Source organism: Haloferax sp. Q22 (assembly GCF_001482285.1).
Lineage (GTDB): Archaea > Halobacteriota > Halobacteria > Halobacteriales > Haloferacaceae > Haloferax.
Window position 1 is genome coordinate 122,607 of record NZ_LOEP01000018.1, and the last position, 20,013, is coordinate 142,619.

24 protein-coding genes are annotated in these 20,013 nt (G+C 68.0%); 10 read left to right on the top strand and 14 right to left on the bottom strand.

Going from position 1 to position 20,013, the window contains the following annotated elements; genetic code table 11:
- Positions 1–26: 26 nt before the first annotated feature.
- The 3 genes from lrpA1 (at position 27) to AM590_RS08435 (ending at position 3,734) form a co-directional block, all read left to right on the top strand.
- On the top strand, positions 27–455 hold the full coding sequence (gene lrpA1, locus AM590_RS08425) for an HTH-type transcriptional regulator LrpA1 (protein ID WP_004043634.1): 429 nt from the start codon (positions 27–29) through the stop codon (positions 453–455).
- 114 nt (positions 456–569) lie between these two features.
- On the top strand, positions 570–1,913 hold the full coding sequence (gene dinB, locus AM590_RS08430; RefSeq protein ID WP_058827087.1) for a DNA polymerase IV: 1,344 nt from the start codon (positions 570–572) through the stop codon (positions 1,911–1,913).
- A 63-nt stretch (positions 1,914–1,976) separates the two neighbouring features.
- The gene (locus AM590_RS08435; protein WP_058827088.1) at positions 1,977–3,734 is read left to right on the top strand and encodes an ATP-binding protein; all 1,758 of its coding nucleotides are present in this window, start codon (positions 1,977–1,979) and stop codon (positions 3,732–3,734) included.
- A 54-nt stretch (positions 3,735–3,788) separates the two neighbouring features.
- Here the strand turns inward: AM590_RS08435 and tpiA are convergent, their stop codons facing one another.
- The 10 genes from tpiA to AM590_RS08490 form a co-directional block, all read right to left on the bottom strand.
- Entirely contained in the window at positions 3,789–4,433 is a 645-nt protein-coding gene (gene tpiA / locus AM590_RS08440; protein ID WP_008320970.1) for a triose-phosphate isomerase, read from the bottom strand.
- Positions 4,434–4,610: 177 nt separating this feature from the next.
- Positions 4,611–5,132, bottom strand: a complete 522-nt coding sequence (locus AM590_RS19830) for a multiprotein bridging factor aMBF1 (protein ID WP_081909201.1) — start codon at positions 5,130–5,132, stop codon at positions 4,611–4,613.
- Between the two features lie 70 nt (positions 5,133–5,202).
- Positions 5,203–6,627 carry a PAS domain-containing sensor histidine kinase gene (locus tag AM590_RS08455; protein WP_058827128.1) on the bottom strand — a complete coding sequence of 475 codons (1,425 nt, stop codon included), beginning with the start codon at positions 6,625–6,627 and terminating at the stop codon, positions 5,203–5,205.
- A gap of 195 nt (positions 6,628–6,822) precedes the next feature.
- On the bottom strand, positions 6,823–7,425 hold the full coding sequence (locus AM590_RS08460) for a CDP-alcohol phosphatidyltransferase family protein (protein ID WP_058827089.1): 603 nt from the start codon (positions 7,423–7,425) through the stop codon (positions 6,823–6,825).
- Positions 7,422–7,931 (bottom strand): adenylate kinase family protein, encoded by a 510-nt coding sequence (locus AM590_RS08465; RefSeq protein WP_058827090.1) that lies wholly within the window; start codon positions 7,929–7,931, stop codon positions 7,422–7,424. The genes AM590_RS08460 and AM590_RS08465 overlap by 4 nt, the downstream gene beginning before the upstream one ends.
- Positions 7,928–9,013, bottom strand: a complete 1,086-nt coding sequence (hisC, locus tag AM590_RS08470) for a histidinol-phosphate transaminase (RefSeq protein WP_058827091.1) — start codon at positions 9,011–9,013, stop codon at positions 7,928–7,930. Before hisC ends, AM590_RS08465 begins: the two co-directional genes overlap by 4 nt.
- Positions 9,014–9,070: 57 nt before the next feature.
- On the bottom strand, positions 9,071–10,651 hold the full coding sequence (locus tag AM590_RS08475; protein ID WP_058827092.1) for a GMC family oxidoreductase: 1,581 nt from the start codon (positions 10,649–10,651) through the stop codon (positions 9,071–9,073).
- Positions 10,644–11,264 (bottom strand): gluconate 2-dehydrogenase subunit 3 family protein, encoded by a 621-nt coding sequence (locus AM590_RS08480; RefSeq protein WP_058827093.1) that lies wholly within the window; start codon positions 11,262–11,264, stop codon positions 10,644–10,646. The genes AM590_RS08475 and AM590_RS08480 overlap by 8 nt, the downstream gene beginning before the upstream one ends.
- Positions 11,265–11,305: 41 nt before the next feature.
- Positions 11,306–11,698, bottom strand: a complete 393-nt coding sequence (locus AM590_RS08485; RefSeq protein WP_058827094.1) for a DUF1648 domain-containing protein — start codon at positions 11,696–11,698, stop codon at positions 11,306–11,308.
- Between the two features lie 37 nt (positions 11,699–11,735).
- Positions 11,736–12,467, bottom strand: coding sequence for a fumarylacetoacetate hydrolase family protein (locus tag AM590_RS08490; RefSeq protein WP_058827095.1), 732 nt, complete (start codon positions 12,465–12,467; stop codon positions 11,736–11,738).
- Positions 12,468–12,774: 307 nt separating this feature from the next.
- Here AM590_RS08490 and AM590_RS08495 point away from each other — a divergent pair, with 307 nt between their 5' ends.
- Both AM590_RS08495 and AM590_RS08500 read left to right on the top strand, forming a co-directional pair.
- The gene (locus tag AM590_RS08495; protein WP_042663792.1) at positions 12,775–13,491 is read left to right on the top strand and encodes a metal-dependent hydrolase; all 717 of its coding nucleotides are present in this window, start codon (positions 12,775–12,777) and stop codon (positions 13,489–13,491) included.
- A gap of 103 nt (positions 13,492–13,594) precedes the next feature.
- Positions 13,595–13,993, top strand: coding sequence for an OsmC family protein (locus AM590_RS08500; RefSeq protein WP_006600356.1), 399 nt, complete (start codon positions 13,595–13,597; stop codon positions 13,991–13,993).
- 102 nt (positions 13,994–14,095) lie between these two features.
- On the opposite strand, the gene AM590_RS21265 is transcribed toward AM590_RS08500, so the two are convergent.
- The 3 genes from AM590_RS21265 to AM590_RS08510 all read right to left on the bottom strand — a co-directional run bounded on the left by AM590_RS21265 (position 14,096) and on the right by AM590_RS08510 (position 15,796).
- Complete coding sequence (locus AM590_RS21265; RefSeq protein WP_004968055.1) at positions 14,096–14,230, bottom strand: hypothetical protein; 135 nt, start codon at positions 14,228–14,230, stop codon at positions 14,096–14,098.
- 78 nt (positions 14,231–14,308) lie between these two features.
- A complete protein-coding gene (locus AM590_RS08505) occupies positions 14,309–14,905 on the bottom strand; it encodes a DJ-1/PfpI family protein (protein ID WP_058827096.1) in 597 nt (198 codons plus the stop codon).
- Positions 14,906–15,013: 108 nt separating this feature from the next.
- On the bottom strand, positions 15,014–15,796 hold the full coding sequence (locus AM590_RS08510; protein WP_058827097.1) for an HAD-IIA family hydrolase: 783 nt from the start codon (positions 15,794–15,796) through the stop codon (positions 15,014–15,016).
- Between the two features lie 78 nt (positions 15,797–15,874).
- Between AM590_RS08510 and AM590_RS08515 the strand changes: the two genes are divergently transcribed.
- The 5 genes from AM590_RS08515 (at position 15,875) to AM590_RS08535 (ending at position 19,472) form a co-directional block, all read left to right on the top strand.
- The gene (locus tag AM590_RS08515; RefSeq protein WP_058827098.1) at positions 15,875–16,129 is read left to right on the top strand and encodes a hypothetical protein; all 255 of its coding nucleotides are present in this window, start codon (positions 15,875–15,877) and stop codon (positions 16,127–16,129) included.
- 72 nt (positions 16,130–16,201) lie between these two features.
- Positions 16,202–16,987, top strand: coding sequence for a GTP cyclohydrolase III (locus AM590_RS08520; protein ID WP_058827099.1), 786 nt, complete (start codon positions 16,202–16,204; stop codon positions 16,985–16,987).
- A 3-nt stretch (positions 16,988–16,990) separates the two neighbouring features.
- A complete protein-coding gene (locus tag AM590_RS08525; protein WP_058827100.1) occupies positions 16,991–17,989 on the top strand; it encodes a zinc-binding dehydrogenase in 999 nt (332 codons plus the stop codon).
- Between the two features lie 6 nt (positions 17,990–17,995).
- Positions 17,996–18,373 carry a 6-carboxytetrahydropterin synthase gene (locus tag AM590_RS08530; protein WP_042663785.1) on the top strand — a complete coding sequence of 126 codons (378 nt, stop codon included), beginning with the start codon at positions 17,996–17,998 and terminating at the stop codon, positions 18,371–18,373.
- 1 nt (position 18,374) lies between these two features.
- Positions 18,375–19,472 (top strand): glycosyltransferase family 4 protein, encoded by a 1,098-nt coding sequence (locus AM590_RS08535; RefSeq protein ID WP_058827101.1) that lies wholly within the window; start codon positions 18,375–18,377, stop codon positions 19,470–19,472.
- A 23-nt stretch (positions 19,473–19,495) separates the two neighbouring features.
- Here AM590_RS08535 and hdrA read toward each other — a convergent pair whose 3' ends face one another.
- Positions 19,496–19,978 carry a dihydrofolate reductase HdrA gene (hdrA, locus tag AM590_RS08540; RefSeq protein WP_058827102.1) on the bottom strand — a complete coding sequence of 161 codons (483 nt, stop codon included), beginning with the start codon at positions 19,976–19,978 and terminating at the stop codon, positions 19,496–19,498.
- Between the last annotated feature and the right edge of the window lie 35 nt (positions 19,979–20,013).

A 20,013-nucleotide genomic window follows, 5' to 3' on the forward strand; every position in this document is an offset into this window, starting at 1 on the left:
TTTCTCCCGTGAGAAAACCAACGGGCATGGAAACCACGTCCACGGAAGGACGCATCCTCGCGGTCTTGGAGGAAGACGCGAAGGCGTCGTATGCCCAGATCGCAGACAGGGCGGACGTGTCGAAGCCGACGGTTCGGAAGTATATCCGAAAACTCGAAGACGACGGCGTCATCATCGGTTACTCGGCCGACATCGACCCGAAGAAACTCGCCGGGCAGTCTATCGCCATGGTCGGCATCGACGCGACCAGCGAGCGCTACGTCGAGGTCACGCGTATCCTCAAGGAACTCGACTCGGTGGAGGCGCTGTACACGTCCTCCGGCGACCACATGCTGATGGCCGAGGTCCGCGCCGTCGACGGCGACTCCCTCGGCGACGTCATCTCCGACGAGATTCTGTCTATCGACGGCGTCACGGCCGCACACCCCTCGTTCCTGCAGGAGCGACTGAAGTAACACGACGACGACCGATTTCGTCCGACGCCACCGACCCGCCGCGTCCTTCCGTCCTCGTTTTACTTTCGCCGCGCTATCTGAAGCTTCAGGTACATCGCGCCCGTCACCTCGACCATGGCGGAGGAGACGCTGCCGGGCACGACCGCCGACGACGGCCCCGACAGCATCGTCCTTCACGTCGACATGGACTGTTTTTACGCCGCCTGCGAGCGCCTGCGCGAGCCCGAACTCGACGGCGAACCGGTGGTCGTCGGCATGGGCTACGAACCCGGCGAGGGCCACGGCGCGGTCGCCACGGCGAGCTACGAGGCCCGCGAGTTCGGCGTCGAGAGCGCCCAGCCGATTTCGACCGCGCTCGAACGCCTCCCGCGAATCGAGAGCCTCGACCCCGACGACGACCCTGCGGCGGCGGGCCACTACCGAACCGTCGACCTCGAGTTCTACAAGGAGGTCGCCGCCGACGTGAAGGCGATTCTCCACGACTGCGCCGACGTGGTCCGCGAGGTGAGCATCGACGAGGCCTACCTCGACGTGACAGACCGGACTGGGTGGGACCTCGCGGCCTCGGGCGACCGGACGCTCGCGCAGGGCTTCGCCCGCTACGTGAAACAGCGCATCGCCCGCGAGGTCGGCGTCGCGGCCTCCATCGGCGTCGCGCCGAACATGTCGACCGCGAAAATCGCCTCCGATTTCGACAAGCCCGACGGGCTGGTCGTCGTCCGCCCCGGTGAGGTGCGGTCGTTCCTCGCACCCATCCCGGTCGAAGAGGTCCACGGCGTCGGCCCCGTGACGGCCCGAAAGCTCGGGACGCTCGGCATCGAGACGGCGGGCGACCTCGCCGAGGCCGACGCCTCGGTCCTCGAAGCCGAGTTCGGCTCGCGCGGCCGCGAACTCCACGAGCGGGCCCGCGGTTACGACGACCGGACGGTCACGCCGACGGGCCGGCCCAAGAGCCTCTCGCGGGAGTCGGCGTTCACCGAGCCGACCGACGACATCGAAGACAAGCGGGAGGTCATCCGCGCCCTCGCGGCGGACGTGGCCGACCGCGCGAACTCTCGCGGGGCGATGTACCGGACCATCGGCATCAAGGTGGTCGTCCCGCCGTTCGACATCAACACGCGGGCGACGTCGCTTTCCGGGCCCGTAGACGACCCCGAACTCGTCGAGTCAGTCGCGCTCGACTTACTTGACGACAAGTTCGCGGAGACGACTGTCCGAAAACTCGGCGTCCGCGTCTCGAAGCTCTCCTTCGCGGACGCCGACCAGTCGAGCCTCGACGGTTGGGAGTCGGCCGGGTCCGGCGACGACAACCCCGATGACCGCGTCGGTGACGACGGCATCTCAGACGACCGCGTCGGCGACGACGTCAGCGACGAAGCCGGCGACGACGAGCCCCCGAACGCAGGGGGTGGGGTCCGCTCGCATGAGGGCCAGTCGTCGCTCGTCGAGTTCGACTGAGTCTTTCGATACGACGGGGCGAGGGGGAGGAACTATGGCGTCCGAGAGAGTCCACCAAATCGGATGACGGATTCGGACACGGAAACCATCTCGGTCGCCGAGATCAGCGACGGTCCAGGGGGAGAGGGAATCGAAGAACCGGGGACGACGGTCGACCTACCGGTGGTCGATATCCTCACCGGCCGGGGGTTCGTCACCGGCAAGTCGGGGTCGGGGAAGTCGAACACGGCGTCGGTCATCATCGAGAACCTGCTGTCGGCGAACTTCCCGGTGCTCATCGTCGACACGGACGGCGAGTACTACGGCCTCAAACAGGAGTTCGAACTGCTCCACGCCGGGGCCGACGACGAGTGCGACATTCAGGTGAGCCCCGAGCACGCGGAGCGACTCGCCACGCTCGCGCTCGAACAGAACGTTCCCATCATCCTCGACGTGTCCGGCTACCTCGACGACGCGGCCTCCGACGAACTGGTGACGGAGGTCGCAAAACACCTCTTTGCGAAGGAAAAAAAGCTCAAGAAGCCGTTTTTGATGCTCATCGAGGAGTGCCACGAGTACATCCCCGAGAAAGGCGGGATGGACGAGGCGGGCAAGATGCTCATCAAAATCGGGAAGCGCGGCCGCAAGCACGGCCTCGGCGTCGTCGGCATCTCCCAGCGCCCCGCCGACGTGAAAAAGGACTTCATCACCCAGTGCGACTGGCTCGTCTGGCACCGCCTCACGTGGCGCAACGACACCAAGGTCGTCGGGCGCATCCTCGGGTCGGAGTACGCCGACGCCATCGAGGACATGGGCAACGGCGAGGGTTTCCTTGTCACCGACTGGTCCGAGTCGATTCGGCGCGTGCAGTTCCACAAGAAACAGACGTTCGACGCGGGCGCGACGCCGGGCCTCGACGACTTCGAGCGCCCGGACCTGAAGTCCGTCGACGGCGACCTCGTCTCGGACCTCAAGGAGATATCCGACGAGAAGGCCAGACAGGAGAGCCGCATCGCCGACCTCAGACAGGAGATAGACAAGAAAGACGCACGGATTCGACAGCTCGAACGGGAGTTAGAGGAGGCGCAGGACCTCTCTCGGATGGCCGACCAGTTCGCGCAGGCGATGTTCCAGAAGGCCGAAGCGCCCTATCGCGGCGGCGACGGCCGTAACCTCAACCGCCCCACCGACAAGCAGGCCGCGCTCGGCGAGTACAACGAGGCCAGCGATGGCGACGTGGCGGACGCGGCCGCCGACGCCGCCGCAGAGGCCGACGATACGACCGATAACGCCGGCGACACACCGCCTCGGCGACCGCTCGAAGCGCCGTCCGGCCCGCCGTGGCCGACCCACGGACTGCTCTCCGAAGGCGACGAGGCGGAGGCCAACGGCGCGGGCGACGCGGGCGCTGCGGCCCCACCGGCTGACGACGAGTCGTGGATGGCGGCCGCCGAGATGGGCGACTTCGAACCGGCCGAACTCCACCCTGCGCCGGGTGCCGAGAGCCGCCGCGACGTAGTCGACCGCATGACGGCCATCGTGAACGCGCTGGGGGACGTGCACCACGGAATGCTCGCGCACTACCGGGAGCGCGGCATCTCAGACCCGCTCGCCGCCCACGTCGCCGCGGGCGAGACAGGCGACCAGCATCTCGCCTACGGCCGAAACCGGTCGCTCCGCCGGGCGGGATTCATCCGTCACGCCGGCCGTGGGAAGTACGAGTACGCGCTGCCGGACCTCGTGAGCGACGAGTACGCGGACCTCTTGGGCGACGACGAACTCCGGGAGACGGTCGCGGCTATCGAGGCGTCGTTCGTCGAAGAAGAAGCCGACGGCGAGTAGACGCGAGACGCGACGCGGGCCGTCGGTCGGAGTCAAAGCGGTTTTTCGACGCGCTTACAGCCCGGAGACGAGGTCTTCGAGCGCCGCGCGCGGGTCGTCGGCCTTGGCGACGCCGGAGGCGAGCAGGATGCCGGACGCGCCGAGTTCCTCGGCGGTCACCACGTCGTCGCCGGTCGAGATGCCCGCGCCGCAGTAGACATCAACGTCGTCGTCGACGTTGGCCGCAGCGTCGACGGCGTCGGTGACGATGCCGGGGTCGGCGGTCGCGACGGAGACGTCGCCGCCGATGAGTTCCGGCGGCTCGACGGCGACCGAGTCGGGGCCGAGCGCGGAGACCGCGCCGATTTGGGCGGGGTTGTTGGCGCAGACGCAGGTTTCGAGGCCCGCTCGCTCGGCGGCCTGCACGGAGCCGTCGATGTCGGCGAGCTTCAGGCGCTTTTCGGAATGGTTGATGAGCGTGCCGACCGCGCCGGCCTCGGCGACGGCCTCGGCGAGGGTGCTGCCGGTGTGGCTGCCGTGGCCGTTCGGGTCGACGTGCTGGGCCCACGTCTCGACGCCGGTGTCGGCGACGCGGGAGATGTCGGCCGCCTGCGGGGAGACGGCGATGCGGACGCCGGACTCCTCGGCCACGTCGCGCGCGGCGGTGGCGACTTCGATCGGGTCACACGGGTACGCCTTGAGATTGACTAGGATGAACACAGTCGAACTCGCGTCCGGCGAGACTAATAAATTGGTTTTCGGGGCCGCGATTGCCACGAGACGGCGTCTCTCGGGCGGAAAATCGTGATAAACGGAACGGGGGACTCGGTCGAGCGGTCCCCCACGACGGTCGTCGGCGTTGTCGGCGTCGGCGGCAGTCGCTGGGGCGGGGTCGCGTCAGTCCTTGCGCTTGACGACGTCGCCGAGAGTGGTCGTCGTGGAGCCGCCACCGGACCACTCGGAGTCGTCGTCGCTCTCGCCTTCGACCAGCGAGATATCGAGCTTGCGTTCGATTTTCTTCCGGACGGAGTCCGGCGGCATGATGTCGCCGCGTTCGAGCTTGCGGATGAGGCTCGCCTTCTCGTTGAGCGACTGGGCGAGCTCTTCTTGGCTCATTCCGCGGGACTCCCGCGCCTGCCGGATGCGGTCGTCGTAGTCGGTCGCGATTTCGTCCATGTCGTCGAACATGTCGCGGCGGCGGCGCTTCGACGACGAGGAAGAAGACGACCCCGAGGAGCGAGAGGAGTTCGAGCCCGACGAGGAGGAGGTGGAGTACTTCGTGCTCGCGCTGGAAGTCGACTCGGTGCGGACCTCCGTGCCGAACTCGGCGCAGTCGTCACACAGCTGTAGTTCTGCGCCTTCGACCTTCACAGTCTTCAGAGAGGCTTGGTCGGAGCCGCACATCTCGCACTGAGGCATACACTCACGTACCCGCCCGCCGCGTATAAAAGGCACGCCACCGGCCACCGAATCGACCGGGACGTGGTCGCTACCGACTCCCGTCCGTCAGCGGGAGTGTCAGTCGGACGGTGCTCCACCCGTCGCGTCGGTCGTAATCGACTCGGCCGCCCGCGGATTCGACCACCCATTTGACGACCCACAGCCCCAGCCCGGAGCCGTGGCTGAGTTGCGTGATGTCCTCGTCGCCGAAGACGGCGGCCCACTCGATTTCTGGGATGCCGTCGCCGTCGTCGCTGACGCGGATGGTCGCGTCGTTCTCGCACCGTTTCGCCTCGATGCGGACCGTCACGTCCTCGGAGGTGTGTTCGAGCGCGTTCTCCACGACGTTGGCGAGCGCCTGCGCGAGTTTCGGCCCGACGGACACCGGGAGCGACGGCGGGAGGTCGAGGTCGAACGTCGCCGCGGGGTATCGGGTCCGCCGCGACTCGACGACGGCGTGGACCGTCGCGGTCGCATCGACCACCTCGTCGGGCCGTTGGTCGTCGAGGACGGCGGCGGCGGTTCGGGCCTTCTCGCTGACCCGCAGGAGCGTCTCGGTGTGGTCGGCGATTCGCGCGGCCGCGTGGTCGACCCGCGGGTCGGCCGTCGCCTCACGTATCTCTTCTGCCATGCCGAGGACGACGTTCATCTCGTTTCGGAGGTTGTGCCGGAGGACGCGCTGGAGCACCTGTAAGTGCTCTCTGGCCCGGCGCTGACTGGTGATGTCTGAGTAGATTGAAAAACCGTACTGCCTCCCGTCGCCGCGGCTGTAGGGGATACCTCGGTAGAGGAACTCCCGTCTCCCCCACGCGGTCTGGCGGGTGACGATGGCGTGATTGGCCTTCCCGTCGGCGGTTCGCTGGTCGAAGTCGACCGCCTCGTCGTCGGCGTTCGGCGGGACGATGAAGTCGTTGAGCGACTCGCCGCGCACCTCCGCCGCGTCGTAGCCGAAGACGGCCTCGAACCCCGGATTGACCGACCGGATAATCGGTTCGACGCCGACGATTTCGAACTCGATGACCGCGTCGTCGACGAGGTCGAACAGGTGGTCGAACCGGTCGCGCTCTGTGTGCAGTCGCGCGGCCGCCGGCTCCGACAGTTCGCGGCAGACCGCGCCGACGACCCGGCCCGCGCCGGTGGCGTCCGAGTCGCCGGCGCGGTTGGCGTCTCCGCTTCCGGCACCGGCTCTGCCACTGCCGGCTCCGTCACCGGGATACGGGGCAAACTCGATTTCGACCCCGACGGCTTCGGCCGCCCCGCCGCCGACTCCCGAGAGCCGACAGCGGCACCGACGGCTCTCCCACCCACTCGCCGCTCGCACGGCGGCAGCAGCCTCGCGAACCTCCGGCCAGTCTCCGTCGGCGAGGAAGTCCGAAAACGGTCGCCCGCGGAGCGCAGCGGTGTCCGTCCCGAGATGTGCCGCGAATCCCGCTCCCGCGTGGACGACGACGCCCGCCGCGTCGAGGACGAACATCACTCGGCGACGGCCGAGCACCGCGGGCGCTCACTCACGGCGCGAGAAAACAGATATCGTGGGGTTCGGTGGCGAAATTGCGCGAGTATGTGAGTGTGTGTTGCGCAGTTGTGTCTCATTCGATTCGTTCTCTGGTGATGATCTGAAACATATAAATCCGCGGTAGCGGGCAACATCCTCGGGCAGTTGGTCGGGTTACGTCAGGTCGCCCCACGCGCCCCAGAAGCGCTGGACTGCGGTGAGGTGGCCGACGACGGCGAAGAACACGAGGAGCCAGCCGACGAGCGTGAACCCGCCGAGCGTGCCGGTGTAGACGGCGGACGCGAGGCCGACGAGACCCATGAGCGCCAGTCGGTCGGCGCGCCCGACGAGACCGCCGTAGGCGCGGCCGAGCCCGACCGCCTGAATCTGCGTGCCGAGGTAGGAGGTCATGAGGACGCCCGTGACGGCGGCGAGACCCAGCGCGAACGAGTCGATACCCGCGGCGAGACCGACGAGGACGACGATGTCGGCGTAGCGGTCGAGGACGTGATCCAGTAGGTCGCCGGCCTTCGAGGAGACGCCCTGTTCGCGGGCGAGGGCGCCGTCGACGAGGTCAAGCCAGCCGTTACAGAAGACGAACACCGCGCCGAGGCCGTACCAAAGCGGGTCGGCGAGGCCGAAGGCGACGCCGGCAGCGACGGCGAACCCGAAGGCGACGACGCTCACGCCGTTCGGCGAGAGGCCGGCGGCGTCGGCGACCGAGACGAACGGGGCGAGCAACTTGTCGGCGGTGTCGCGGTACTGGTCCAGCGTCATAGGTAGTCGATGAAGTCGACGGTCCCCGCCGAGGGTTCGCGCTCGCCCGCGACGACCGCCGCGATGTCGTCGGCGACGGCGTCGGGGTCGCGGTCGGTCGTGTCGATTTCGTACACCGACTCCTCGCCGTGGAACTCGACGGCCTCGCCGAGAATCACGTCCAGCGCTTCGGACTCGCGGTTCTCTCGCGCCTTGGCCTCGGATTCACCGCGGTCGAGAAGGCGCTGTTCGAGGATGTCAGGGCGACAGCGAAGCACGACCACGCGGTCGGCCTCGAAGTGGTGTGCGAGGTGGCTCTCGACGATGCCGTCCCAGTCGCCGAGTTCGTCGCGGGCGGCGTCGAGGTCCACCACGAGCGTGTCGCGGTCCTCGTCGCGCTCGGTCCAGAGGCCTTCGTCCTTGACGAGTCGGTTGAGGTGGACCACGTCGAGGTCGAGATCGTCGGCGACGCGCTCGGTGGCGGTGGTCTTGCCGGTCCCGGGCGTGCCGGTGACGACGACTCTCACGCCGGCGGCACCTCCGAGACGATGCGGTTGAGCACGTCCACGGCGCGCTTCGTCTGTGCTTCGGTGCCGCAGGAGACGCGGATGCACTCCGGCAGGCCGAAGCTCCCGCAGTCGCGGACGATGACGCCCTCGCGTTGGGCGGCCTCGGTGACGGCGGTGGCGTCGCCGACCTCAACGAGGACGAAGTTGCCCTCGCTTTCCCACGTCGGCGCGTCGAGGTGCTCGCGGAGGTACGCGCGGGACCACCGGGCCGACTCGACGGACTTCTCGACGTGTTCCTCGTCGTCGAGCGCGGCGAGCGCGGCGCGGCAGGCGACCTCGCTGGCGGCGAACGGCGTGTTCACGCGGGCGTAGGCGTCGGCCCACGCTTCGGGGACGCAGGCGTAGCCGATGCGGAGGCCGGCCAGCCCGTACGCCTTCGAGAACGTCCGCAGGACCGCGATGTTGTCGTACTCCGAGAGCAGGTCGATGGCCGACGGTTCCTCGGCGAACTCGCCGTAGGCCTCGTCGACGACGAGGAGCGTGTGGTCCTCGACCGACTCGGCGAGTTCGACGAGTTCGTCCCGCGGGAGCACAGAGCCCGTCGGGTTGTGCGGCGTCGTGAGGTAGACCATGCGCTCGCCGTCGTAGGCGTCGAGGACGAGGTCGGCGGTCTGATCGAAGTCGTCGCCCTTCGACACCTCGTACTGGGCGGCGTCGCCGTGGTGGTAGCGGGCGCTCATCGAGTAGTACGAAAAGCCGGGCGACGGTTCGAGAATCCGGTCGTCCGGTTCGAGCATCGCGCGCGTCAGGTAGTCGATAGAACCGTCAGCGCCGGGCGACACCCACACCTGTTCGGCTTCGAGGCCCCACTTGTCGGCGAGGCGTTCTGTCAGGTCCGTGTGGGCCGTCTTCGGGTAGACGCTCACGGTCGGGGCGGCGTCCTCGATGGCGGCAACCGCCTTCGGACTCGGGCCGTGGGGGTTCTCGTTCGAGGAGAGTTTCGTCAGGTCCTCGGGGTCCATCCCGAGTTCGCGGGCGACCTCCTCTGTCCCGCGGCCGGGTACGTAGGGAGCGTGCGCGGAGAGGTCCCGTGGTTGCATGGTCGGAAAATGCGGGTCGCGGTTCTTAAGCGTGCGTACTCCGGGACGGTGCGGTCCTCATCCGAGCGTCGCCCGAAGCGACTCGGCGAGTCGAAGCGAGAGCGCCGCGATGGTGAGCGTCGGGTTCATCGCCCCGCCGGTCGGGAAGACGCTCGACCCCGAAATCCAGAGGTTGTCGAGGTCGTGGGCCCGGCACTCGGCATCGACGACGCTCGACTCGGGGTCGTCGCCCATCCGCGTCGTCCCCATGTGGTGGTACGCGGGGCCGGTCTCGTCGGGGCCGACGGTCCAGCGGTCCTCGACGCCGAGGTCGTCCAGCACACGCGCCTGAATCTCGTTGGCCCGCGAGAGCGCGGCTTCCGTCTGTTCGTCGACGGACCAGTGTATCTCGGGGACGGGGTCGCCGAGGTCGTCGGTCGTCTCCCGGTCGAGGCCGACGTAGTTGTCCTCGCGGGGGAGCTGTTCGACCAGCGCGCCCATGGACACGTGCGTACCGTAGCTCTCGTCCAACTGGTCGAGCAGGTCGTCGCCCCACGTGTCGGCGTGGAGGGCGTCGATGACCGGCGACGGGCCGGCGTAGTTGAGAAACTCCAGTTTGAGGCCGTTGACCGGGTCGGCGTCGTCGTAGAACTGGTGGCACTCACTGGTGTTGAAGCCGACGTGGTTCTGTCGCGTGGGGCGGTCGAGGCGGCCGCCCATCCCGGCGAACAGGTGGTCCATGAAGTACCGACCGACGGCGCCCGAGGAGTTAGCGAGGCCGTCGGGGTAGCGGTCGGAGTCGGACAGCAACAGCAGTCTGACGTTCTCGACGCCGCCGCAGGCGAGGACGAACTGGGTCGCCTCCTGCCTGTGGGTCTCGCCGTCGGGTGTCGTGTAGGCGGCGGCGACCACGCGCTCGCCCGCCTCGTCGTGTTCGAGCCGTCGGACTCGCGCCCGGTCGATGACCCGCGCGCCCGCGGCTTCGGCCTTCTCGACGTGGGACTCGGCGGTGTACTTCGCGCCGGAGGGACAGACCGGCTTGCACGTTCCGTAGCCGACGCAGGGCGACCGGTCGTCGTACGGTTCGGAGTTGCGGGCGTTGCCCACCGAGTGCATGTCGATGCCGAGGCGCTCGCAGGCCTCGGCGAAGATGGAGTCCGAGTGCGACGGCCGGAAGGCGGGAAGCGGGTAGGGCTCGTCCCGTGGCGGCGCGTAGGGGTTGTCGGCCGCGCCCGCGACGCCGAACTCGCGCTCTGCGGCGGCGTAGTACGGTCGGAGGTCGTCGTAGCCGATTGGCCAGTCGGCCCCGACGCCGTGTCTGGCGTCGAGTTCGAAGTCGCGCTCGTGGAGGCGCATCACCATCCCCTGCCAGTGGAGCGTCGACCCGCCGACGCCCTTCACGCGGGCGGCGTTCAGCGGGTAGAACGACTCGCCGGTGGAGGAAAACGCGTCCCGCGGGCCGCCCATCTCCCACGGGCCACCGAGGCCGGGACGGACGTGCTGTTCCAGTTGCTCCCGCCTGTCGCCGTCGAAGCGCGGCCCGGCTTCGAGGACGACGACCGTCGCGCCCGACTCGGCGAGACGATGGGCCACGAGGCCGCCGGCGGGTCCGGCACCGACGATGCACACGTCGGCGTCGGCGACGGAGGACCTATCCATCGCCCTCACCGCCGGAGTCGGTCGTCTCGGGGTCGTCCATCGTCGCCCGCCGGTAGCTCTCGGCCCCGCCGGGGTGGCCGATGGGGTTCTCGATGCCGACGAGGCGGCCACCGGTCGGCGAGGCGTAGAAGGCATAGAGCAGTTCGTTCACGACGTGAAACCGAAGGCGCTCGGAGAGCGTCCCGTCCGGAACGGGGTCGGCCGCGTCGACGCCGAGTTCGCGGAGCAGGCGGTCGCGGTCGTCCGCCGGCAGGTCGGCGAAGGCCGCGCCCTCCCAGTCGCGGGCCACGTCGTCCAACTCGGTCGCGGCATCGACCATCGCGGCCCGACGCGAGTCGTCGCGCGTGCGCCCGACGACGTAGGTCTCGACGAACTCCGAGACTCCTTCGGCCGCACTCGGGTAGACCACCTCGCCCGCGGCGACCATCGTCTCGCGCACCGCGGTCGGCGGGGTGTCGTCGGCGTCTCCGTCACCGCCGCGTTCGCCGTCCGAACCGCGACCCTCGCCGGTCGACTCGGCGGTCGGCGGGTCGAACTGCGTCAGCGACACGGCCCCGCCGGTGACGCCGAGACCGGCGAGCACGGCCAGCGCGTCCCGTCGCGTCAGTCGCATTCGGCGGGGATTAGGCCAGCCTAATTATAGGGTTTGTCCTCTCAGCCCGCGCGGTCGAGGACGACAGCGACGACGCCGAAGGTGACGACCGCGGGAACGACCGCGACGAGCATATCGAACCGCGCGCCGAGGTTGTACGCGAGGACGAGCGCCTGCACGTACGCGAGAAACGTCGCCAGCACCGCGTCGAAGACGGGAGGAACCCTGTTTCCGATGTCCGTCGCCCCGACGAACTGGGTGACGAGGAGCACGCCGACACCGATTGCGGGGATGAGAGCCACGCCCAGCGGGGCGGCGACGACGGAGTCGGGGGTGCCGCCGATTCCGAACTGAATCGCGACCGAGGAGGGAAGTGTGGGGAGAGCCACGAGGCCCGCCACGGCGCTGAGCGCGAGAATCGCGACGCCGACGAGTGTCAATCGAGGGACACGCATACGGCTCCGTCACGGCTCCGAGGTGAAAAAAGGAGGCTCAGTCCTGTCGAACGTCGTGTTCGAGGACGCCGACGCCCTCGACTTCGACCTCGACGGTGTCGCCGTCTTCCAGCGGGCCCACGCCCTCGGGCGTCCCCGTCGAGATGACGTCGCCGGCTTCGAGCGTCATGTAGGTCGTGATTTCGGCGACGAGGTCGGGAATCGAGAAGATGAGATGTTCGATGCTGGAGTCCTGTCGCGTCTCGCCGTTCACGCGGAGCGAGATGCTCGCGTCGTCGGGGAGGTGGTCGGGGTCGGCGAGGACCGGCCCGAGGGGGGCCGAGCCGTCGAACGCCTTCCCGCGGACCCAGTTCGTCTCGATGTCCTGGTCGTCGCGGTTGGACACGTCGTTCATCACGGTGTAACCGGCGATGACGTCCTCGGCGTCCTCGGGCGCGACGTTTCGGCACTGCTCGCCGATGACGACCGCGAGTTCGGCCTCGTGTTCGACGTTCTCCTTGCCCGCGGGGAGCGTCACAGTGTCGCCGTGACCGGCGAGCGCGTTCGGCGGCTTGAGGAACAAAAGCGGCCGGTCGGGGACCTCCTCGTCGCGCTCCTCGGCGTGTTTGGCGTAGTTGCGGCCGATACAGACGATTTTCGACGGCTCGCATGGGGGGAGCACATCGACCTCGTCGAGGTCGTAGCGCTCGCCGCCGAAGGAGACCGAATCGCCGTGCCACTTGCCGGTTCGAACCGCGCCCGCGGGGTCGCGGAATCGGACGTGATGCATGCCCCACGCGTTGGCGGGCGGCGTGATAGGCTTTTACATTGCACGAGTCGGCCGGTGGCGTGGGACATTCTTGCACGATTCTCATCGTTTTTGTGGTTATGGGGTGACGGACGTGTATCGGCCGTCCCGGACAGTTCGTTCGAGTGGACTCGGGCGGCCGATTCTGCTGTCGAAACCGACACGAGAGCGGCGGAGCCGCCCCGTCGGATGTCGCCGAGCAACTCCGATGAGTGACACCGCCGAAAAGCGGTCACACCGCCCCCTGCGAATAGCTTTTTGTGTATTTCGCCTGTAACAACCGAGTGCTATGGAACTCACCTGGCACGGTCACTCGACGTGGTACGTCACGGTCGGAGACACCTCGCTTCTCATCGACCCGTTCTTCGACAACCCCGCCACGTCTCTCGACCCGAGCGACGTGGAGACCCCCGACTACGTCCTGCTCACCCACGGGCACGCGGACCACATCGCCCACGCAGGCGAGTTCGACGGCGCGACGGTCGTCGGCACGCCCGAACTCACCGGCTACGTCGAAGCCGAGATGGGCGTCGACGAGACCATCGGGATGAACATCGGCGGGACGGTCGAACTCGGCGACGCGTTCGTCACGATGGTCCGTGCCGACCACACCAACGGCATCAACACCGGCTACGAGCACGAGGCCGGCATGCCCGGCGGCTACATGATTAGCGATACGCTGCCGACACAGGAGACCGACGCCGACTCGACGACGTTCTACCACGCGGGCGACACGGGACTCATGACCGACATGCGCGAGATTTTCGGCGCGTACTTCGAACCCGACGCGGCCGCGCTTCCGGTCGGCGACCACTACACGATGGGGCCGTGGCAGGGCGCTGTCGCCGCCGACTGGCTCGGCGTCGACCACGTGTTCCCGATGCACTACAACACGTTCCCGGCCATCGAAATCGACGTGCGCGACTTCGAGCGCGAGGTGAAAGCCGCCGGCAGTCAGGCCGAGGTCCACGCCCTCGACGGCGACGAGTCGTTCACGCTCGAATAGGCCCTCGCCCTGCTCGGCGACGCCCCGTTTCGGGTCGTCGCTTGTGCACACCGTTGTCCTATTGAGGAACTTTTAGGGTCGGTCGCTCCGTTCCTCGGAATGAATGTCCGACATCCAGACCTCTACTGTCAGTGAGGACGGTTTCGCATGCACGAGCCAGGTCGGCGACTTCGACCTCCAGATCGACGCCACCGACGAAACGGGTCCGAACCCGAACGCCGCGCTCGTCGCGACGTACGCCTCCTGTTTCCTCCCCGCCTTCCGCGTCGGCGGTCAGAAGACGGGCTTCGACGACCTCGGTAAGGTCCAGATCGACGCCGACGCCGACCTCGACGACGGCGACGACCTCACGAGCATCAGCTTCGACGTCTACGTGGAGTCCGACCTCTCGGACGACGAGTTCGCCGAAATCACGGAACTCGCCGAGGACATCTGCCACGTCCACGACGCGCTCCGCGACGAGCTGCAGGCCGACGTGACCGTCGTCGGCGACGCGTTCTAAGCGTCGCTCGCCGCTCGCGCCGACACGCACTCGCATTCTTTTCGCAGAAATCGAAGCCGCCAGCGACGGGTGTCGCGGCGGACTCGGGGACGCCCCGCCGGGTCAGTAGCGGCGCTTCTTATAGCTTCGAAGACTCATAGCCTCGCCTTCCACGATGATAACCTCGCGGTCTTGGGGGTCCGATTCGACGACGTCGTCGACCTGTTCGCGGAAGTACGGGCTGTTCGGCTCTTCCATACCACTCCCTTCGTCGCCCCTAATAAAAATCTTTGTCAGACATTCTCACACGCGATATCGTGTGAGCGTCGCACCGAATCAGTCGTCAGCGGCCGCTGCGGCCGGTTCGTGGCTGATTTCGGTGCCGAGCACGTCGAGGAACGCCGCCAGCCACTCGGGGTGGTCCGGCCACGCCTGCCCGGTGACGAGGTTGCCGTCGACGGTCACCTCGTCGACCCACAAGCAACCCGCGCGCTCGACTTCCGCGCGAACGGCGGGATAGGCGGTCATCTCGTAGCCGTCGAGGACGCCCGCGGCGGCGAGAATCTGTGGCCCGTGGCAGATTGCGGCGACCGGCTTGCCCTCGTCGAAGAAGTGCCGGACGGCGTCCAGTACCTCGTCGTAGCCGCGGAGATACTCCGGTGCGCGGCCGCCGGGGACGACGAGCGCGTCGTAGTCAGCGGGGTCGATATCGGCGAACGTCGCGTTCAGCGCGAAGTCGTGGCCGCGGGTCTCCAGATACGTCTGGTCGCCGCGGAAGTCGTGGACTGCGGTCTTACACCGGTCGCCGTCTTCTTTTTCCGGACACACCGCGTGGACCTCGTGACCCACCATCTGCAGCGCCTGGAACGGTACCATAATCTCGTAGTCCTCGACGAAGTCGCCGGCGAGGAGCAGAATCTTCTTTCCGGACATGGGCTTCACCCAGCCAGTAGTTGTCGCGTCAGAACGATAATGATTGTGCAGGTGGTGATGGTGGCGGTTCGGAAGTCGAGGTTTGGCCGCTCTGCGGCCGAAAACCGGCTACTTCGAGAGGATGCGACCGATGTCGCCGAGGCCGTCGAGGACGTGGTCGGGTTCGTACTCGCTCGCCGCGAGGGCCGCGTCGTCGGTCACGCCGGTTCGGACGAGCGCGGTCCCCATGCCCGCATCGAGGCCGAACGCGATGTCGGTATCGAGGCGGTCGCCGACGATGAGGACCTCTTCGGGCGGCAGGCCGAGTCTGTCGAGGACGTACTCCTGTGCGACCCGCGAGGGCTTGCCGAGAATCGCGTCGGGGTCGCGCTCGGCGACGCCCGCGACGGCGTTGATAATCGCGCCCGACCCGGGGATGTCGCCGTCGGCGGTCGGGATGATGACGTCGGGGTCGGTGCCGTAGAAGGCCGCCCCGGTGCGGAGCGCGCGGTTGGCGTCGCGGAGGTCGTCGTAGTCGAACTCGCGGTCGATGGCGACGACGACGACTTCGGGCTCGTCGCCCGCCCCGACGAGTTCGAGGCCGGCGTCTCGAAGCTGATCGTGGAAGCCCGACTCGCCGATGCAGAACGTCCGCGCACCGGGGTGTCTGTCGGCGAGGTACGCCGTGGTGGTCGTGCCCGAGGTGACGACCTCGTCGGCGGTCGCCTCGATTCCGGCCCGGCGGAGCCGCGCCTCGTAGGCGACGGGGGCCTTCGTCGGGTTGTTCGAGACGAACAGTCGGTCGAGTCCGGCGGCGTCGACGGTCGCGAGTCCGTCGAGCGCGCCCGGGATCACTTCGTCGCCGCGGACAACGGTTCCGTCAACGTCGAGAACCACACCTCGGTAATCCATCGTCCTCGGTAGGGAGCCGGGGCTGTTGAACGTTCGCCCGAGAGAACTATTATGTTCATTGGTAACATATGTTGTCGTATGGGTGTCTCTTCGAAGCGGTTGGTCGGGTGGCTTCGCGGGCCGGCGACCGGCAACAGCGCCATGGGCGTCTACGGGCTCGTGACGGCGATGGTCGCGCTGTTTCTGACCTACTCCATCGTGGCCACGTTCTCCGTCGTCCTCCCGCTGTTGTCGACGACGGCCATCGTCCTCACGGCGCTCGTCGTGTGGGTGCTGACGTGGGCGGTCCTCGACGTGGTCGCCAGCCGGACGATTCGCGAGTCGTCGGCCTGAGGGACTCACGGGGTTGCGGCGGAACCGTCACAGAACCAAAGACCAATATGCGCGTCGCCCTACTCGTCTACCGTGACGAACACGCAGCTGACACTCGTCCAAATCGACAACTACGGGCCGTGGACGGTCACCCCGGACCCGCGGCGGGAGATGGACCTCCAAACGCTCCAGTCGCGGCTCTTCGCCGACTTGGCCCAGTTCGTCGGCTCTCGCGACGGGTACGCGTTTTTCACCCGGTTCGACAACATGGTCGCGGTCACGAACGGGCTCGACCGCGACGACCACGAACTGCTGCAGGAGTCTATCGGAAACCGCTATCCCGTAACGCTCAGTCTCGGTATCGGCGCCGACCGGTCGCCCGCAGTCGCGCTCGAACGCGCCACCGACCGCATCCAGCGCGCCGGAAGCGCGCAGGACGGTGACCGCCGCGAGGTGCTCTCCGGGGAGACGCTCGCGGACGCCGACCGCTCGGCGACCGACCTCCAAATCGCGCACTTCGACGTGAACGACGCGACGGGCAAGTACACCGACCGCCTCAACGAGTTCGACACGTTCATCCACATCGAACAGGGCTACGCGTCGCTCATGCGCCACCTGCGCGAGGAACACGGCGCGCTGTCGTTCTTCGTCGGCGGCGACAACATCATCTCGGTCACGCCTGACCTCACAGAAGAGCAGTACCGCGCCGCCATCGACCACGTCGAGGCCGAGGCGGACGTGGAACTCAAAGTCGGCGTCGGCACGGCGTCGAACGCCCACGAGGCCGGCTTCGCGGCGAAGCACGCGCTCGAAGACTGCCGCCACCGCGGCACGACCGTCGAGTTCGCCGACGCGGCCGTCGAGACCGCAGACGACTGAACGATGGAGGGTCGCGCGGTCTACTTCGTGGCCCCCGAACGCGTCGAGGTCCGCGACCGCGACGTGCCCGCTCCCGGCCCCGGTGAGGTTCGCGTCCGCACCCTGACCTCCGCCGTGAGCTCCGGGACCGAGCGACTCGTCTACCGCGGCGAGGCCCCGACCGACCTCGCCGCCGACGAGTCCATCGCGGCGCTCGACGGCGACCTCTCGTTTCCGCTCCGCTACGGCTACGCCGCCGTCGGCGAAATCGAGGCCGTCGGCGACGACGTACCGGACTCGCGGCTCGGGAGCCGCGTCTTCGCGTTCAACCCCCACGAGAGCCGCTTTCTCGCGTCCCCCTCGGAACTCATCTCCGTCCCCGACGACGTGACCGACGAGCGCGCCGCGCTCCTGCCGACCATGGAGACCGCGCTCAACTTCGTGATGGACGGTCGGCCGCTCATCGGCGAGCACGTCGTCGTCTTCGGACAGGGCGTCGTCGGCCTCGTGACCACCGCGCTCCTCGCGCAGTTCCCGCTCGGGAGTCTGACCGCGGTCGACTGCGTGGCCGAGCGCCGGTCCATCGCCGAGGGTCTCGGTGCCGACGAGGCGGTCCACCCCGAGTCGCTGGACGCCCCCGCCGACGGGGCCGACCTGACGCTCGAACTCTCGGGCGACCCCGACGCGCTCGACGACGCCCTGTCGGTGACGCGGTACGACGGCCGGGTCGTCGTCGGATCGTGGTACGGCACCAAGCCCGCCACCCTCGACCTCGGCGGGCGGTTCCACCGCTCGCGCATCAGCGTCGAGAGCAGTCAGGTCAGCACCATCGACCCCGACCTCCGGGGGCGCTGGGACGCCGACCGCCGCTTTTCGTTGGCGTGGGACCACCTCGAAGACCTCCCGCTTGACCCGCTCGTGACCCACCGAATCAGCGTCGAGTCCGCCGCGCGCGCCTACCGTCTCCTCGAAGACGCCCCCGACGAGGCCGTCCAAATCCTCTTTACCTACCGGAACGCTTGACAGTTCATGTACCGCGTCTCGGTTCGCAGGGACCTCATCGCCCAGCACTACCTGACGGTTCCGAACCCCGGACCGGAGGGTGAGCTCCACTCCCACACGTTCACCGTCGAGGTCGAACTCTCGGGCCCGGAACTCGACGAGTACGGCTATCTCGTCGATATCGACGACGTGAAGGCCGCGCTGGACGCGACGCTGTCTCGCTACCGCGACGAGACCATGAACGAACTCGTCGAGTTCGCCGGGCAGAACCCGAGCGTCGAGCGGTTCGCCCGCGAGGTGTGCGAACAGTTCGTCGAGGCGGCGTCACTCGACGCGCCCCAACACGTCTCCGTTCGCATCTGGGAGGACGACGTCGCGAGCGCGACCTACGAGACGCCGCTCTGACGTGCGGGTTGGAATCGTTGTCTACGGCCCGCTCGACGGCCGTTCGGGAGGTTATCGCTACGACTCAGAACTCGTCGATGGGCTCCGCGCCGCCGGCGACGACGTGACCGTCGTCTCGCTCCCCGAGCGGTCGTACCGAAAGCGACTCCGAGACAACGTCTCCGCCGCGCGTCGCCTCCGCGGCCTCGACGTAGACGTGCTCTTGCAAGACGAACTGTGTCACCCCTCGCTCGCCGGCGCGAACGCCGCGCTCGACGACGACGTTCCAGTCGTCTCGGTCGTCCACCACCTCAACTCGCTGGAGCAGTTCCGGGCGTGGAGACGACACGCCAGACGCGCCGTCGAATCCCGGTATCTCCGCTCCGCGGACGCGTTCGTGTTCAACAGCGAGACGACGAAAGAGACGGTCGCGGCCGTCACCGACCCCGAACCGAGCGTCGTGGCGTACCCCGCCGGCGACCGTTTTTCGTCGTTCGGCGCGCCCCTCGGCGACGACGAGATACGGGTGCGCGCCGCCGACGGGCCGCTCCGGGTCGTCACGGTCTGTAACCTCGAACCGCGGAAGAACGTCGACGGCCTGCTCCGCGGTCTCTCCCGTGTCCGCGGCGACTGGGAGTTGACGGTCGTCGGTGCGGCGGTCGACGCCGACTACGCCGACTTCCTTTCGGACCTCGCCGTCGCCCGCGGCGTCGACGACCGCGTGACCTTCACGGGCCGGCTCTCGGACGCCGACCTCGCCGCGACGCTCCGAGAGTCGCACCTGTTCGCGCTCCCCTCGCACTACGAGGGGTTCGGCATCGCGGCGGTCGAGGCGATGGGGTTCGGCCTGCCGGCGCTCGTCTCGTCGGCCGGCGGCGCGAGCGAACTCGTCACTCACCGCGAGGACGGTTTCCTCGTGGACCCGGCCGATTCGGCCGAAATCACCGACGCCGTGGCTCCGCTGTGTCGGAACCGTCGACGACTGCTGTCGCTCTCGCTTTCGGCCCGCGACCGCTTTCTCGCGCACCCGACGTGGGACGAGACGGCGGCGACGGTTCGCTCGTTCCTGTTGGACCTCGTCGATGCCGACAACACGGGGTCGTCCCCGGCCCGGAAGTAGCCGCCGCGGTCGCCGCTGCGGTCTTAGTTGTGGGCGACGCGGACCCACTCTTGGAGCGTGAAGCCCTCGTAATCGGTCTCCGAATCGAGTTTCCACTCGTCGTCCCACTCGGGGTAGAACGTGTCGCCCTCGTACTCGCCGGGAACGCGGCTCAGCACCATCCGGTCGAGGTGTGGTTGGAACAGCGCGTAGATGGCGGCCCCGCCGATGACGTAGGCGGTCTCCGCGCCCAGCGATTCCGCGATGTCGACCGCCTCCTCGACGCTCGCCGCGCGGTGAGCCGTGTCGACCGAAAACGACCGCTCGCTTCGGCTCATGACGATTTGGGCGCTCCCCGGCAGGTCGTCGAGCATCGACTCGAACGTCGTCCGGCCGAGCACCACCGGATCGTCGGCGATGCGGTTTCGGTACTGTGCTTTGTCGGCGGGGATGCTCGGCCACGGGAGTTCGCCGTCGCGGCCGATGACGCGGTTCTCGGCGAGCGCGGCGACAGAGACGAGTTCCATCACTCTCACGTCGGGAGCGCGCGAGAAAATCGTTG

What these genes read in the sequence shown, in the direction of transcription:
- lrpA1 (WP_004043634.1), top strand. Translation starts at nt 27, where the DNA reads ATGGAAACCACGTCCACGGAAGGACGCATCCTCGCGGTCTTGGAGGAA.
- dinB (WP_058827087.1), top strand. Translation starts at nt 570, where the DNA reads ATGGCGGAGGAGACGCTGCCGGGCACGACCGCCGACGACGGCCCCGAC.
- AM590_RS08435 (WP_058827088.1), top strand. Translation starts at nt 1,977, where the DNA reads ATGACGGATTCGGACACGGAAACCATCTCGGTCGCCGAGATCAGCGAC.
- AM590_RS19830 (WP_081909201.1), bottom strand. Translation starts at nt 5,132, where the DNA reads ATGCCTCAGTGCGAGATGTGCGGCTCCGACCAAGCCTCTCTGAAGACT.
- AM590_RS08455 (WP_058827128.1), bottom strand. Translation starts at nt 6,627, where the DNA reads ATGTTCGTCCTCGACGCGGCGGGCGTCGTCGTCCACGCGGGAGCGGGA.
- AM590_RS08460 (WP_058827089.1), bottom strand. Translation starts at nt 7,425, where the DNA reads ATGACGCTGGACCAGTACCGCGACACCGCCGACAAGTTGCTCGCCCCG.
- hisC (WP_058827091.1), bottom strand. Translation starts at nt 9,013, where the DNA reads ATGCAACCACGGGACCTCTCCGCGCACGCTCCCTACGTACCCGGCCGC.
- AM590_RS08475 (WP_058827092.1), bottom strand. Translation starts at nt 10,651, where the DNA reads ATGGATAGGTCCTCCGTCGCCGACGCCGACGTGTGCATCGTCGGTGCC.
- AM590_RS08480 (WP_058827093.1), bottom strand. Translation starts at nt 11,264, where the DNA reads ATGCGACTGACGCGACGGGACGCGCTGGCCGTGCTCGCCGGTCTCGGC.
- AM590_RS08485 (WP_058827094.1), bottom strand. Translation starts at nt 11,698, where the DNA reads ATGCGTGTCCCTCGATTGACACTCGTCGGCGTCGCGATTCTCGCGCTC.
- AM590_RS08490 (WP_058827095.1), bottom strand. Translation starts at nt 12,467, where the DNA reads ATGCATCACGTCCGATTCCGCGACCCCGCGGGCGCGGTTCGAACCGGC.
- AM590_RS08495 (WP_042663792.1), top strand. Translation starts at nt 12,775, where the DNA reads ATGGAACTCACCTGGCACGGTCACTCGACGTGGTACGTCACGGTCGGA.
- AM590_RS08500 (WP_006600356.1), top strand. Translation starts at nt 13,595, where the DNA reads ATGTCCGACATCCAGACCTCTACTGTCAGTGAGGACGGTTTCGCATGC.
- AM590_RS21265 (WP_004968055.1), bottom strand. Translation starts at nt 14,230, where the DNA reads ATGGAAGAGCCGAACAGCCCGTACTTCCGCGAACAGGTCGACGACGTC.
- AM590_RS08505 (WP_058827096.1), bottom strand. Translation starts at nt 14,905, where the DNA reads ATGTCCGGAAAGAAGATTCTGCTCCTCGCCGGCGACTTCGTCGAGGAC.
- AM590_RS08510 (WP_058827097.1), bottom strand. Translation starts at nt 15,796, where the DNA reads ATGGATTACCGAGGTGTGGTTCTCGACGTTGACGGAACCGTTGTCCGC.
- AM590_RS08515 (WP_058827098.1), top strand. Translation starts at nt 15,875, where the DNA reads ATGGGTGTCTCTTCGAAGCGGTTGGTCGGGTGGCTTCGCGGGCCGGCG.
- AM590_RS08525 (WP_058827100.1), top strand. Translation starts at nt 16,991, where the DNA reads ATGGAGGGTCGCGCGGTCTACTTCGTGGCCCCCGAACGCGTCGAGGTC.
- AM590_RS08530 (WP_042663785.1), top strand. Translation starts at nt 17,996, where the DNA reads ATGTACCGCGTCTCGGTTCGCAGGGACCTCATCGCCCAGCACTACCTG.
- hdrA (WP_058827102.1), bottom strand. Translation starts at nt 19,978, where the DNA reads ATGGAACTCGTCTCTGTCGCCGCGCTCGCCGAGAACCGCGTCATCGGC.